Source organism: Nitrospirota bacterium, from assembly GCA_016212215.1.
In the GTDB taxonomy this organism is placed as follows: Bacteria; Nitrospirota; 9FT-COMBO-42-15; order HDB-SIOI813; family HDB-SIOI813; genus JACRGV01.
Genome location: JACRGV010000041.1, coordinates 1 through 13,448, shown reverse-complemented (window position 1 = coordinate 13,448; position 13,448 = coordinate 1). Strand labels below are relative to the sequence as shown.

The window sequence follows — 13,448 nt, the reverse complement described above, 5'->3', positions numbered from 1 at the left end:
ATATAAAAATCATTCCTGAAACAGTTTCATCGCACCACTTAATTATTAAAACCAACGAAACTACAAAGGGTATTAAATACCTGCTTCCCTTTTCAAAGATAATTACATGGGATTGATATAATGGACTGTGAACGGTTACAATTTAACTAATCGTCCCCAGCTCCAGTTTGTTCAACCACTTTCGCTCCATGGCATGGCGTAATAATTTATGTTTAGGGAGGGACAATGACGGGTCTTTACTTATTATCTCAAAGGCGTCTTTTCTTGCGGCCTCTAATATCTTTACGTCTCTGATGATATTGGCCACTCTAAGCTCAGGGATTCCTGCCTGTCTTGTCCCGAACAGCTCACCGGGTCCTCTTATTGCCAGGTCTTCTTCTGCTATCTCAAAGCCGTTGTTTGTTTTCTCCATGATGCCAAGCCGTTTTCTGCCGTCATCCGTTACGAAACCATCGGTAAGTAACAGGCAGTATGATTTATCGCTTCCCCTTCCCACCCTGCCGCGTAATTGATGAAGCTGGGATAGGCCGAATCTCTCTGCATGTTCAATTACCATGACCGTTGAATTCGGTACATCAACACCAACCTCGATTACAGTTGTTGAAACGAGTATGTGAATATCATTCCTCTTAAATCCGGCCATGACCTCTTCCTTTTCAGCAGACTTCATCCTGCCGTGAAGCAGGCCTGTCTTATAATCAGGAAATGACTTTTGCAGGCGTTCTGCCATTTCTACTGCACTCTTGAGGTCAACCTTTTCAGACTCCTCAACAAGCGGATATACAACATAGGCCTGCCTCCCCTTCTTTAACTCCTCCTGCATTATATAGTACGCCTCTTTCCTGCTATTACCGTAAAGCCATCTTGTTACAACAGGTGTACGCCCCGGCGGCAGTTCATCAATTACTGATACATCCAAATCACCATAAACACTCATGGCAAGTGTTCGTGGTATTGGTGTAGCAGTCATTATGAGTACATCAGGATTGTATCCCTTATTCTTTAACCCTGCCCTCTGGAGGACGCCGAATTTATGCTGTTCATCAATAACAGCAAGCCCGAGACGGTTGAAGGTCACACCCCCTTCCAGTAAGGCATGGGTGCCAATCAGTATCTTTATCTCCCCGGCAGATACACTCTCAAGAACGCTCTTCTTCTCCTTTGACTTCATACCGCTTTTGAGTACTGCTGAGGCGATGTTGAGTTTGTCCAGATATGACTTAATATTTCTATAGTGCTGTTCAGCGAGTACTTCTGTTGGGACAAGCATGGCGGCCTGATACCCATTATCAACTGCAACAAGCATTGCCATGAGTGCAACCACTGTCTTACCGCAGCCCACATCACCCTGAAGGAGTCTGTTCATAGGGTGAGGCATTGCCATGTCTTTCTTTATTTCATTTATAACCCTGTCCTGAGAATTAGTAAGTTTAAACGGCAGGATTGAAAACAGCTTATCTATAAGACTGCAATTCACATTAAAGGGAATACCGGATTCTTTAGTTACAGCAGTCTTCTTCATTGCAAGGCCGACCTCAAGGAGCAGAAACTCCTCAAAGGATAACCTTTTGTGCGGGACTGTCTCTCCCCTGTTTAATTTTTCAATATCCGTTCCCTTTGAAGGAAAATGGATTTGATTTATTGCAATATTAGAAAAAGGCAGGTGATACTTTTTGATAATATCTTCAGGCAATATCTCCGGCACACTATAAGTCTCCAAAGCAGATTTGATTATGTTCCTAAGCACCTTCTGTGAAAGTCCATTGGTAACACGATATATTGGGACTATCCTGCCTGTGTGAATCAGGGCATCATCTTCCGGCATTGACTCTGTATCTATGATCTCATATTCAGGGCCGTCCATATAAAGTTCATGAGAGTAGTTGTCACGTTTCAAATATCCGCTCAACACAATGTCCCTGTCTTTCTTTAAGACATCTTTGAGATACGCCTGGTTAAACCACTTCGCAGTAATGTAACCTGAACCATCTCCCACTACAGCCTCAAATATTTTCCTTCCCTGTCTTGGAGTAATAATAATCCGCGAAGATACTATCTTTCCCTGAACTGTTTTAAAGGATGTGTAATCCTGAAGTGTAAACCAGCTTTGTAGCAGCTCTTTTATGGGTTTTAGGTTTCCCCTGTCTTCATATCTGAAGGGTATATAATTTATAAGGTCTTCAACAGTATGTATGCCGAGTTTGTTGAATAGCTTTGCCCTTGCAGGGCCGACGCCTTTGAGATATTGTATGTCTTTTTGAATATCCATCTGAAACCCCATCCCCACCCTAACCCTCCCCTTGAAGGGGAGGGGATATTATGGAAAATTGTTTTTGATTTTTTGTTCCTGTTATGATAGTATTACACGGTTTTTTATACAAGTTCCAGATTGTTTAAATATTAATAGGAGGTGCCGAATGGCTCGTGAATGTGAGATTTGTGGGAAAAGAAGGCGTGTAGGGAACAACGTAAGTCACGCCAATAATAAGTCAAAAAGGACGTTTCAGCCCAATCTTCAAAGGGTAAGGGTTGTGGTCAATACTGCTGCTAAGCGCGTAATGGTTTGCACAAGATGTCTTCGTTCCAACCGTGTAAAGAAGGCTGTCTGAGGAATTCAAATTAGTTCATCCGAAAATCCCTTCCGGCGGGGTAAGAAAACCCCGCCTATCCATATCTACGAGGATAGGCGGGACATTCCTGTGCCGCTGATTTTCATGGCCCTTTGTGAACCCTCGGTTCATGGGAGTTCATCCGAAAATTTCCATAGCTCACCCTCCCCCTGACCCCCTCCCCTCAAGGGAGGGGGAAGTAGAAGGTAAGCTTCATAATATCCTTAACCCCTTGAACCCTTAATAAATATAAGCTATTGCATCTATTTCTATCTGAACGTCTTTGGGTAATCTCGCTACTTCTACGGTAGACCTGGCTGGCGGGGTTTCTATAAAATATCTTTTATATACATTATTTACCCTCTCAAAGTTTGATAAGTCTTTAAGATAGAGTGTGGTTTTTACGACGTCTGACAATGTTAATCCGGATTCTGCGAGGATTTCTTTGAGATTTTTTAATACCTGTTCTGTCTGTTCTTCAATATCACCCTGAATTATATTTCCTGTTTCAGGATCAATGGGAATCTGGCCTGATACAAAGATAAATCCTCCAGCTTTTATCCCTTGAGAATATGGGCCTATTGCAGCGGGTGCATTCTTTGAATATATTATTGATTTCATTGACAAAAAGCCTAATTTTTCATATAATAATAATCAAGACGGGGGACGAACCGGTTACACATCTAAGCGCCTCACCCACCGCAAAGAAAGACCGGTTTGAACCCCGTTCTTATTTTGACCGCAATACTAACTAAAAGTATCCTCCTTAGTCAACATCTTTTTGTTTCTCAGGAAATCACGCTGTTTTTTAAATATATATTTGACTATCTTTTCATAATCATCTTCCTTCATATCTAAAAACTTGATGCCGGTCTCAAAAAGACCCTTTTCTTTTCCCTCGGTTGATGTTGAATTACTGCTCCTCTTTATCTCTCCAATTATAAATAAGTTAGTGGGGGGTACCATCGGCAGGACAAGACATAATGCGACCCTCTGCCCTGGACAGGTAGAGTCACATAGATCCATTTTTATACCTGATGCACTAAGGGAGACATCCCGCTCAACCGGTACCTCCACTCGCATATCTTTATTGTTGTTGAGCAGGAGTTCTATCATGATGTCCATCTTATGGTTAAGGTCTACGATATGAGGCAGGAGTTTCAGATTTGATTCTTCTGATTCGTCAAAAACTATTGAGGATGGATACTTACTCCAGATGTAAGGAAAATACTTTTCAGGGCTTTCAATTGTTACATAGTCTTCATCTTCAATAAGCCTGTAGGCTATCTGCAGCCTGTCGTAAACCCTTACAGTTCCTCTTTTCTCTTCCATCATATTATTAAAAAACCAGCGGCCCAAGGAAGGCATTATCATGGTTGAATATATTATCTTTTGACTCTATCCTGTTTCTGCCGCATTTCTTTGCATCATAAAGCGCCTTATCCGCCTCTGAGATCATGTCTTCGACTGTTTTTATACTTGAATTCGGACAGCTTGATATGCCGATGCTTGCAGTAACTTTAATTGAGTTCCCTTTAAACTTTATTGGATTCTGCTCAATAAGCCTTTTAAGCCTCTTTGCCACAAAAAATGCCTGTTCTGCATCAGTCTCAGGGAGGATTATTGCCAGCTCATCTCCGCCATACCTTGCCGGCACATCAATATCCCTCAGGCTCTTTGTAAGCATAGATGATATTTCTTTTATGACTGCATCACCGGCCTGATGGCCATACATATCATTTATTGTCTTGAAGTTATCGAGGTCCATCATGATCAGTGAGACAGGGGTCTGATACCTCATTGTTCCTTTAAACTCCCTGTCAAGAATATCATTAAAATAACGCTTATTAAAAAGGCCGGTAAGGCTGTCTATTGTTGCCATTGCCTGAGCCTCTCTGTGAATCTCTGAATTCCTCAGTGCAAGCGTAAGTGTGCTTACGATCATTGATAAAATATCATACTGATGTTTGGAAAAGGGTTCATCCGAATAACGAATCAGCTTCAGCATCCCAATCTTGTTACCGCCGCTATCCAGCGGGAAAAACAGGCGGTTTGCAAACTGTAATTCCTCCTTCTTTCTTAAAGAGTAGTCGGATGTTGTTTCATGGTCTTCGTCTTCTACATATTTCACAGCAGTCTTATAGGCATTACTGTCTCCCGAGTCAGTTACCTCTTTTAATGCAGACACAATTGCAGACTTGATCTCTTCAATCTCTTCCACATTTAATTTTACATTTGAAAACAGCCATAATTTCTTCTGTGAAAACAGTGCAATTGACAAGATGTCATGAGGAACGACCTCCTGTATCCTTGTATAGGCCGTACTTATAATCTGGTCGGTATCTAATGTCGCAACAAGTGACTTACTCAGGTCATTAAGCAGGCTCAGGTCATCTCCCCACCGCTTTAAAGAATTCTTCTCTTCAACGAGCTTTTTCTTCTGTAATGTCAACATCCTGTTGGCCTTCTGAAGGTCTTTATAAAGTTGGTGAAGGGCAGTTGTGTCCATGCATGCGAGATTGCTGTCTAAGTAGATTACCTTTTCCTTATTCATCTTTTTCATAAGTCACCTCGTTTAGTGTTACCAATGGCTTATGCACAAATTATACCAGTATTAAGGACATCTATAACCAATAATACCCTTTGTTCTATCTAATTGATTTAATTGAATATTAATTTGATGCAGTAAATTTAGCCAAGAAAACGTTAGTCACGGAATGGTGGCGTCCGTCAATATACTGACATGGCAAGACGGCCGTTTTGAACATGATACTATGCAGCTTTTGCCTAATTATTCTTCTCTATCAGGGTAGCAGTAACATATCCTATCTTTATCTTACTTTCCATTAGAACCGGTATTCGTAACGAGTCGTCGGTAAACCACACAAACACATCGCCTGTATTTACAAACAGACCCGCATATCTCATAAGCGCCTTAACCTTTATCGTATCAAAAGTACCTGCAGGGGTTGTTATCTTTTCCTTTTTCAGAACCTTTACAACAAGTGTCCAGTTTTTCTTCCCGTCGTGAACCTCAACATTTACATCTTTGCCGACATCTAATGGGAGATTACGGAAGTAGTAGACAACGGATAGTGGGTCCTGAGCGCCGGGAACAATATCAGATTTGCGAGTCTTACCCCCTGATTTATGGTCAATAAGGGTCGCAATATTCTTCTCCCTGTCGAACATAATCTCCTTATTACTCCTGTATCTCCCTTCGCTCTGGATAGACCTGTAACGGTGCGGGTAAAGACCTTTAATATCTACATAAGACTCAACTACATCATTGACAGGATAAAACATGGAAATATATTTATTGGATTTGGTGGTAGAGGTTATCTTATACACCGGAAGGTCACGGTCTATAGCATCAGAAACCTCCATAACAGAGGTCCCTCCGCTTACCCCATACCATGAGAGATTAAATACAAGGCGTTCACCTTTTGGAAATGAATAAGCATAAGATATGAATGGGGTATTAAGTTGTAGTGCAATTAGAAAGACTATTATTTTAAGATAATATCCCAAGCTTCTGCCTGAAATAACTTATAGTACTATGCAGTCCGTCTTTTAATGCTACATGAGGTTCCCATCCGAGTATACTCTTCGCCCTTGTAATATCAGGCTGTCTGACCTTTGGGTCATCCTCAGGCAGCGGCAGTTTAATGATCTTACTTTTACTTTTTGTAAGTGCGATTATCTCCTGTGCCATCTCAAGCACCGTCATCTCATGCGGATTACCTATATTTACAGGTGACTTATAATCAGACATCAGCAGTCTGTATATGCCGTCTACTAAATCTGATACATAACAAAAACTCCTTGTCTGACCGCCGTCTCCATACACAGTTACATCCTCATCACTGAGTGCCTGAGTAATAAAGTTCGGTATAGCCCTTCCGTCCCTAATCCTCATCCTCGGCCCATAGGTATTGAATATCCTGACAATCCTTGTATCTACTCCATGGTATCTTTGATAGGCCATTGTCAGGGCCTCTGCAAATCTCTTGGCCTCATCATACACACCACGAGGTCCTACAGGATTTACATTCCCCCAGTAATCTTCATTCTGTGGATGGATAACAGGGTCCCCATACACCTCAGATGTGGATGCAAGCAAAAGGCGGGCGCCTTTTTCCTTTGCAAGGCCGAGTGCCTTATGAGTCCCGATAGAGCCGACCTTTAAGGTCTGGATTGGAAATTCCATATAATCAATCGGGCTGGCAGGACTTGCAAAATGGAGTATATAATCAAGGTTCCCCTTAACATATACATAGTTTGTCACATCATAATGGACAAAGGAAAATCTGCTGTCCTTGATATGACTGATGTTATTTACATCACCGGTTATGAGGTTATCCATACATATAACCTCATGACCTTCAGAGAGGAATCTCTCGCAAAGATGTGAGCCGATAAAGCCTGACCCGCCTGTAATAAGTATTCTCGGCATAATTGTTCTCCAGAAAATCTAATTTTAAACCACAGAGACACGGAGGCACAGAGTTTTTATTTGAATAATAAATATAAAATCTTTTCTCTGTGCCTCCGTGTCTCTGTGGTTAATTTTCATTTCCCTTTGTAAGACCCCGCCTCTTGACGGTTCATTAATATTATTTCTTTTCTTTTACCTCAATTTTAGCCGGTTGATTAACAACCTGCGGTGGTTGCAGTACCGGTGTGTTCCCCTGAATCTTATTAAGTTTGGCAACCGCATCCTGTGTCAATGGCGAGTTTGGATATACCTTTTTCAGATACTCATACCGTTCAACTGCAGAGGTCTTATTACCGGACGCTTCGAACGCCAGAGCAGTCTCATATACCGCCCTGTCGGCAACAAGAGAGTTTCCTGCTGTTGCAGCCTGTTTAAATGCGGATATTGCATTGGCATAATCTTTCTTATTCATGTAGGCATATCCGATATCAGTCCATGCAAGCGGAATTATAGTCTTCTCATTTTTATATTTCTCAATCGCCTTTTGATAGGTCTTAATCGCCTCATCATTCTGTCCAAGTCCGAGGTAACTATTCCCAAGATAATACATTGCAACCGGTGCATTATCACTGGATGAATACTTTTCCGTTATCTTCTGATACGCGGTAATTGCCTCTTTATAGTTTCCTTCAACATAATAATTATACGCAGTGCTCTCCAGGGCTGACGCATCCTTATCCCATTTGCCGGACATGTAGCGATAACCAAGAACACCAAGGCCGACGACTATAATAATAACTATTGCAGCAATTATTGCTGAACTGTACTTCGAAAAAATATCCTCAAACTTAAATGACAAATCGTCATATAAATTCTGCACACGTTCTGATTCTGTTACAACTTCCTTTTGTTTTGGGGCCTTCTTCTTTATTTTCACAAGTCACCTCATGGAATTCAAACTTCAGAATATTAAGTAAATTAATCAGTCTTGTCAAGTATATAATACTATGGTATTTTGTATCGTGATGGAAGAATATATAAAAGAGCTTAAGACAATAGAAAAAAAGAGGTGGGAGCTTCTTAGTCTCGAGTTGATTATATTAGGCTTTTTAACCTGCGCAGTTATCGTCTTATCAATACTCGAGCAGAAGTATCTTACGCTTTTTTTTCTCGGACTTCTTACAACTTTATTTTCCATCTATTTAATCAATAAGGAAAAGGAATTTAAGAGACTCAACGCCAACCTTACCGAAGAGCAGTTCAAAAACATTGAGGAACGCATCAGGACAGCATCCGTTAAAGAACGGTTAAATGAGGTAGTGCTTTTATATAAGGTAGGCAGGATAAGCGTGTCATCTCTTTCCCTTCAGAAAAAACTCGATAAGATATTACATATCGCATTCAACCTTGTAAACGCAGACCGAGCCTCGATCATGCTCCCGAATGATGTAACAGGTAATTTTATTATTGCAAGCTCCATAAATTTTGACGAAGCCATTTTAAGAACCGTGCTTCAAAAGATTGATGACGGAGTTGCCGGATGGGTCTTAAAAAATAAGACACCACTTATCCTTACCGGCAAAATAGAAGATAATCAGATAAAAAATCTGGCAAAGAAAAAGGATGAGATAAATTCTGCAATCAGTCTTCCCATAAAGCTAAAAGGCAAAGTAATCGGTGTTATGAATATGAGCTATCTTGTGGGAACTGACAGGGTATTTACGGAACACCACCTGAGATTACTATCTATATTTACAAGATACATCGCCACAACAATGGAACATACCCAGCTTGCCATAAAGAAGCAATTGATACCGTCTTAAACGTAAAACAAAACAACCCCATCCCCACCCTAACCCTCCCCCGTTCAGTGTCGGGGAGGGAATAATCTTAGCACCCTCTCCCTCAGGAAGCGACTCATTCATTTTTCCCTCTCCCTCAGGGAGAGGGTTAGGGTGAGGGTGGGGTTTTTCACTCGTTTCTTCTTCCTTCTAACTTCTTACTTCTAGCTTCTTGCCTATTGCTTCTTACTTCTTCGCCTCTCTGCAAAAAATCCTTGCACCTAAAATACCAAGCTCATAAAGCACAATCAGGGGGACTGCCATAAGCAGTTGGTTAAAGACATCAGGAGTTGGAGTGAGAATGGCTGCAACTATAAAATTTATCAGTATTGCATATTTCCTGTTTTTTGATAAAAATGCCGGTGTGAGCAAACCTATTTTAGTGAGAAAAATAATCGCAAGCGGCAGTTCGAAGATTAATCCAAAGGCGAGCATAAATTTCATTACAAAGTCCAGATATGAACCTATTGATATAAGCGGGGTAAGGTCAGCAGTCTTATAGGTCATAAGAAAATTCAGGGCGTATTTAAGCACTACTGTGTAGCAAAATACAAGCCCTATTGCAAAGAAAACCACACCGGATATAAGAAACGGGAGTACATACTTTCTCTCCTTCTCACGTAGGGCAGGATAGATGAATCTCCAGATTTCATATAAGATTACGGGAAATGAAAGGATAATTCCGGCAAACATGGCTACCTTAAAATTGGTCCAGAGTGCCTCGGCAGGAGTTAAAAATATAAATTGAGGTCTGTTTTCCTCGTTAATCAGTCTAATGAGAAACCTTAATAACTGCTCTGAAAAATAAAATGCAATTACAAAACTTATGGCAACTGCTATAACAGAGACTATTAAGCATGTCCTCAACTCGGCAAGGTGTCCGGTCAGGGACATCCGTTTATCAAAAACCTCTTTCATAAATAGATCACTGCAAAGCAGGCAAATTTATCTGGAATTTTCTTTACTCTCTTCCATCTTTATTATCTCCTTCATCTTATCCTTTGCAATGAGCTTTTCTTTCTGAAGGTTTTTCCTTATCAATTCTTCTGCAGGAGTAAGAACATGTTTTCTGTTAAACCCCCTTATCTCCCGTTCAAGCCTTATGTGCTTTTCTTCCCACATCAAAAAATCATCATTCTCCCGGCGCAGCCTGTCTATCAAAACACTATGCTTATCAATCATCTACTCCCCCCTTTCATTTATATCTCGAATATAACCCATCCCCACCCTACCCTCCCCTTGAAAGGGAAGGAAATTTCCTCTCCCTCAGGGAGAGGATTAAGGTGAGGGTGGGTTTTCACTATTCACTGTTCACTATTCACTTTTATCTAATCTCCAGCCCCATTATAAACGCATCTTCAACAGGATTTCTATAATACTTAGTACGCCTCATCATCATCTTGAAACCGAATTTATCATAGAGCTTGCGTGCAGTCATGTTAGATTCCCTTACCTCAAGATATGCAACCCGAATCCCTTTTGCATCCCAATAGTCTAAGGATACAGATAAAAGCAGTGCTCCCACGCCTTTGCCTCTGTAAATAGGGCTCACAGCAAGATCCAATATATGTGCCTCGTCTTCTATCAACCAGAAGCATATATAACCCATTAACATACCGCTCCGGTCACGAGCTAACCACACATTAGAAAATGGGTTGGATAACTCAGCCTTAAACATGTTGCATGACCAGGGATCAGTAAAGGATTGCTCTTCTATCTCAAGAACCTCCGCTAAATCCCCCTCTTTCATATCTGTTATTGTAATATTTTCTTCTTTCACCATAGCTTTATCAGCGAATAACCCCATCCCCACCCTACCCCTCCCCCGTTCAGTGTCGGGGAGGGAATAATCTTAGCACCCTCTCCCTCAGGGAGAGGGCAGGGTGAGGGTGGGGTTTTCAAACGATGCTTCTAACTTCTTACTTCAGCCTTCAGTCTATCAACCTCTTTCTTCCGCTTCTTCACCTCCGCCTCTGATTTCCTTATATACGCAGGAACTCCGGTTGGAGGAAGCACCTCGCCATTCAATAACTTCTGCATTCCAATCCTCGCTACTGACAGCCCCGATGGTAGGAGGCAATTAACCGGGGCAAAAAGCGCTTTATCATTAAGCTGTTTACTTAATAAATCCTCATAAACATATACCCCATCCCCAAGAAATACTACAGATCCCTCAATCCGGGCTATAAGGTTCTCAACAAGAAACTCAGGAGAAACTGCCATATCTTCAGTTACCCGTATAATACTCCCATTTTCATCATATTTAAACAGGGCTGTATAAACCTCTTTTTTCCGTGCATCAAGCACAGGACAGATAGTATATTTACAGAAAGGGAGATTAGATGCAAGTGCCTCAAGGGTAGAGACACCGGCGGCCTGTTTACCCGTCACCATACATAGACCTTTAACAGTTCCAAGCCCGATACGAAGCCCGGTAAAAGAACCCGGTCCGATAGATATAGCAAACCCATCAACTGAATCAATGTTAATCCTTGAATCCTTTAACATTGTATTTACTGTATCAAGAAGCCTCTCTGAATGAGTTACTTCTATGCTCAGGCTATACTGAGCAATGGGACGGCCATCCTCGATGATCCCGACGCTTCCCATAAGTGTTGAGGTGTCTATTCCAAGAACTTTCATTTTTACCACTAAGATAAACTTTCATAAATAATTTGTAAAGCCATTTTAAAGATGTCAGTAATTCTCAGCCATTATAGCGGGGTTGGAAAACTCCGCCTATCGCTATAGACGGGACATTCTTGTCCCGCATTTGCAAGGGAAAAAAGATTCGCCGAGAATTACTTAAAAAAAGTTCTTGACATGTCAGAAAAGTTATTTTAGAATCATTCTTAAATTAGAATTATTCTAATTAATAGTTAAGGATACACAGTGGAAAAAATAGTTGAAAAATATAAAGATAAAGGATTAAGATTAACAGCACAGAGGATTGCCATTCTAAAGTTCCTTGAAGGCAACACAAGCCACCCGACTGCAGAGAATATTTTCAGAGAGGTTAAAAAAGGTAATCCGACTCTCTCGTTCGCAACTGTCTACAATACACTTCAGGCGTTAAGGGATAAGGGAGAATTATTAGAAATTACCATTGACCCTGCTAAAAAACACTATGACCCCAACACTACCCCGCATCATCACATAGTATGTACTGAATGTAATGAAATCCATGATGTGTTTGTTGACTACTCAGATGTATTAAAGCTCCCCGGCAATGTACTAAAGGAGTTTAAACCGCTCGGAAACCATGTTGATTTTTATGGCTTATGTAGGAACTGCCAGAAAAAAATGATAAAGAAGAAGGGGGGTGAATCAGAAGCAACTATTTAAGATTAAGGAATGAGATTTCAATTAACCTTTAACCATAAATAAGGAGGAACACACAATGACAGAATCTTTATCAATAGGACAGGTAGTACCAAACTTTGAGATGGAAATATATGACCCGACTAAGAGCGATTTCGGGAAGATAAGCCTTGAGGATATAAAGGGGAAAAGGCAGTGGTTAGTGTTATTTTTCTATCCTGCTGATTTTACCTTTGTATGCCCCACAGAAATTGATGACCTGGCAGACAGGTATAAGGAACTAAAAGACATCGGCTGTGAAGTTCTTTCAGTCAGTACTGACACGAAGTTCTCTCACATGGCATGGCATCAGTCAGAAAAGCTTATGGAAGGGGTAAAATTCCCTATGGGTGCAGACCCGACAGGGAAGGTATCAAGGATGTTCGGCATTTATGATGAGAACACAGGACTTGCCCTGAGGGGAACATTTATTATTAATCCTGAAGGAAAACTGATCGGCTCTGAGGTCAATTTTTACAATAACGGCAGGAACGCTGATGAACTCATGAGAAAGATGCAGGCCAATGTCTATCTCTCAAATCACACTGATGAGGTCTGCCCTGCAAAGTGGAAAGAAGGGGATAAGACCATTAAACCATCAGCAAAAATCGTCGGGAAAATCTACGAGGCAATGAAATAAAAGTGAGCTGTATAGCCCCCGATTGATTGAGTCGGGGGCTATACCTCATTCAGCTTAATACTAACTTTTCATCCCCCTTTCTGAGCGCCAAGCTCATGACAGCTATCTAATTGTATCGTGATGGCTTTCCACCTTCACTTCAAGCACAGGGACATATTTACCGCTCTGAAGTTCAATACGTTCTACTGAAGTAATTGTTACAGGAATATTGTTGAGCGGCCGCCGCTGGAATGTCCTCCTGAGTGCCGCAGTTGTAGGGGATAATTTATTTTGCCCCAAAAAGGATAATTTTGGGACGGCGAAAACAGGAGATGGGTAGACCACTCCCTTTACTTTCTGCTGATTGAGCAGAGTGATATTTATACTGGTGTCACCTCTCACATTATATTATTAAAATACCTTTCTTTTTTTCACAATCTTTTGAGGCTCTTGCAAAAGTCTCCGTGACATCTGGTAAAACCGGCACAAAATTGGATTTTGCAATTTAAAAATCACCTATCGTACAAATTAGATCGTTAAATTACACTTTTTAAGCAATCCAAGCATTTTCAGGGCGTACT

16 protein-coding genes are annotated in these 13,448 nt (G+C 41.1%); 4 read left to right on the top strand and 12 right to left on the bottom strand.

The genetic code is table 11. The features are described 5' to 3' along the window. Positions 1–142 precede the first annotated feature (142 nt). Positions 143–2,281 carry an ATP-dependent DNA helicase RecG gene (recG, locus tag HZA08_03930; protein MBI5192579.1) on the bottom strand — a complete coding sequence of 713 codons (2,139 nt, stop codon included), beginning with the start codon at positions 2,279–2,281 and terminating at the stop codon, positions 143–145. A gap of 136 nt (positions 2,282–2,417) precedes the next feature. On the opposite strand from recG, the gene HZA08_03925 reads away from it, so the two are divergent. Beyond that, positions 2,418–2,609, top strand: a complete 192-nt coding sequence (locus HZA08_03925) for a 50S ribosomal protein L28 (protein MBI5192578.1) — start codon at positions 2,418–2,420, stop codon at positions 2,607–2,609. Positions 2,610–2,849: 240 nt separating this feature from the next. Here the strand turns inward: HZA08_03925 and HZA08_03920 are convergent, their stop codons facing one another. From HZA08_03920 to HZA08_03895, 6 genes are all read right to left on the bottom strand, one after another. Next, positions 2,850–3,230 (bottom strand): RidA family protein, encoded by a 381-nt coding sequence (locus HZA08_03920; protein MBI5192577.1) that lies wholly within the window; start codon positions 3,228–3,230, stop codon positions 2,850–2,852. Positions 3,231–3,356: 126 nt separating this feature from the next. Next, on the bottom strand, positions 3,357–3,968 hold the full coding sequence (locus tag HZA08_03915) for a hypothetical protein (GenBank protein MBI5192576.1): 612 nt from the start codon (positions 3,966–3,968) through the stop codon (positions 3,357–3,359). Then, positions 3,949–5,172, bottom strand: a complete 1,224-nt coding sequence (locus HZA08_03910; GenBank protein MBI5192575.1) for a GGDEF domain-containing protein — start codon at positions 5,170–5,172, stop codon at positions 3,949–3,951. Before HZA08_03910 ends, HZA08_03915 begins: the two co-directional genes overlap by 20 nt. 224 nt (positions 5,173–5,396) lie before the next feature. Continuing rightward, on the bottom strand, positions 5,397–6,140 hold the full coding sequence (locus HZA08_03905; protein ID MBI5192574.1) for a DUF3108 domain-containing protein: 744 nt from the start codon (positions 6,138–6,140) through the stop codon (positions 5,397–5,399). Then, positions 6,124–7,065, bottom strand: coding sequence for an SDR family oxidoreductase (locus tag HZA08_03900; GenBank protein MBI5192573.1), 942 nt, complete (start codon positions 7,063–7,065; stop codon positions 6,124–6,126). Before HZA08_03900 ends, HZA08_03905 begins: the two co-directional genes overlap by 17 nt. Before the next feature lie 160 nt (positions 7,066–7,225). Then, on the bottom strand, positions 7,226–7,984 hold the full coding sequence (locus HZA08_03895) for a tetratricopeptide repeat protein (GenBank protein MBI5192572.1): 759 nt from the start codon (positions 7,982–7,984) through the stop codon (positions 7,226–7,228). 70 nt (positions 7,985–8,054) lie between these two features. Here HZA08_03895 and HZA08_03890 point away from each other — a divergent pair, with 70 nt between their 5' ends. Continuing rightward, entirely contained in the window at positions 8,055–8,870 is an 816-nt protein-coding gene (locus HZA08_03890; protein MBI5192571.1) for a GAF domain-containing protein, read from the top strand. Between the two features lie 204 nt (positions 8,871–9,074). On the opposite strand, the gene tatC is transcribed toward HZA08_03890, so the two are convergent. From tatC to tsaB, 4 genes are all read right to left on the bottom strand, one after another. Beyond that, positions 9,075–9,806, bottom strand: coding sequence for a twin-arginine translocase subunit TatC (tatC, locus tag HZA08_03885; protein MBI5192570.1), 732 nt, complete (start codon positions 9,804–9,806; stop codon positions 9,075–9,077). A 27-nt stretch (positions 9,807–9,833) separates the two neighbouring features. Then, on the bottom strand, positions 9,834–10,070 hold the full coding sequence (locus tag HZA08_03880; protein MBI5192569.1) for a DUF465 domain-containing protein: 237 nt from the start codon (positions 10,068–10,070) through the stop codon (positions 9,834–9,836). 142 nt (positions 10,071–10,212) lie between these two features. After that, on the bottom strand, positions 10,213–10,671 hold the full coding sequence (rimI, locus tag HZA08_03875) for a ribosomal protein S18-alanine N-acetyltransferase (protein MBI5192568.1): 459 nt from the start codon (positions 10,669–10,671) through the stop codon (positions 10,213–10,215). Between the two features lie 128 nt (positions 10,672–10,799). Further along, a complete protein-coding gene (gene tsaB, locus HZA08_03870) occupies positions 10,800–11,540 on the bottom strand; it encodes a tRNA (adenosine(37)-N6)-threonylcarbamoyltransferase complex dimerization subunit type 1 TsaB (GenBank protein ID MBI5192567.1) in 741 nt (246 codons plus the stop codon). 240 nt (positions 11,541–11,780) lie between these two features. On the opposite strand from tsaB, the gene HZA08_03865 reads away from it, so the two are divergent. Both HZA08_03865 and HZA08_03860 read left to right on the top strand, forming a co-directional pair. Then, entirely contained in the window at positions 11,781–12,233 is a 453-nt protein-coding gene (locus HZA08_03865) for a transcriptional repressor (GenBank protein ID MBI5192566.1), read from the top strand. 55 nt (positions 12,234–12,288) lie between these two features. Beyond that, positions 12,289–12,888, top strand: coding sequence for a redoxin domain-containing protein (locus HZA08_03860; GenBank protein ID MBI5192565.1), 600 nt, complete (start codon positions 12,289–12,291; stop codon positions 12,886–12,888). Between the two features lie 102 nt (positions 12,889–12,990). Here the strand turns inward: HZA08_03860 and HZA08_03855 are convergent, their stop codons facing one another. Further along, positions 12,991–13,269, bottom strand: coding sequence for a hypothetical protein (locus tag HZA08_03855; GenBank protein ID MBI5192564.1), 279 nt, complete (start codon positions 13,267–13,269; stop codon positions 12,991–12,993). Positions 13,270–13,448 lie beyond the last annotated feature (179 nt).

Bases quoted from the DNA above. Each gene is read 5' to 3' on its own strand.
- recG (MBI5192579.1), bottom strand. From the start codon at position 2,281: ATGGGGTTTCAGATGGATATTCAAAAAGACATACAATATCTCAAAGGC.
- HZA08_03925 (MBI5192578.1), top strand. From the start codon at position 2,418: ATGGCTCGTGAATGTGAGATTTGTGGGAAAAGAAGGCGTGTAGGGAAC.
- HZA08_03920 (MBI5192577.1), bottom strand. From the start codon at position 3,230: ATGAAATCAATAATATATTCAAAGAATGCACCCGCTGCAATAGGCCCA.
- HZA08_03910 (MBI5192575.1), bottom strand. From the start codon at position 5,172: ATGAAAAAGATGAATAAGGAAAAGGTAATCTACTTAGACAGCAATCTC.
- HZA08_03900 (MBI5192573.1), bottom strand. From the start codon at position 7,065: ATGCCGAGAATACTTATTACAGGCGGGTCAGGCTTTATCGGCTCACAT.
- HZA08_03890 (MBI5192571.1), top strand. From the start codon at position 8,055: ATGGTATTTTGTATCGTGATGGAAGAATATATAAAAGAGCTTAAGACA.
- tatC (MBI5192570.1), bottom strand. From the start codon at position 9,806: ATGAAAGAGGTTTTTGATAAACGGATGTCCCTGACCGGACACCTTGCC.
- HZA08_03880 (MBI5192569.1), bottom strand. From the start codon at position 10,070: ATGATTGATAAGCATAGTGTTTTGATAGACAGGCTGCGCCGGGAGAAT.
- rimI (MBI5192568.1), bottom strand. From the start codon at position 10,671: ATGGTGAAAGAAGAAAATATTACAATAACAGATATGAAAGAGGGGGAT.
- HZA08_03860 (MBI5192565.1), top strand. From the start codon at position 12,289: ATGACAGAATCTTTATCAATAGGACAGGTAGTACCAAACTTTGAGATG.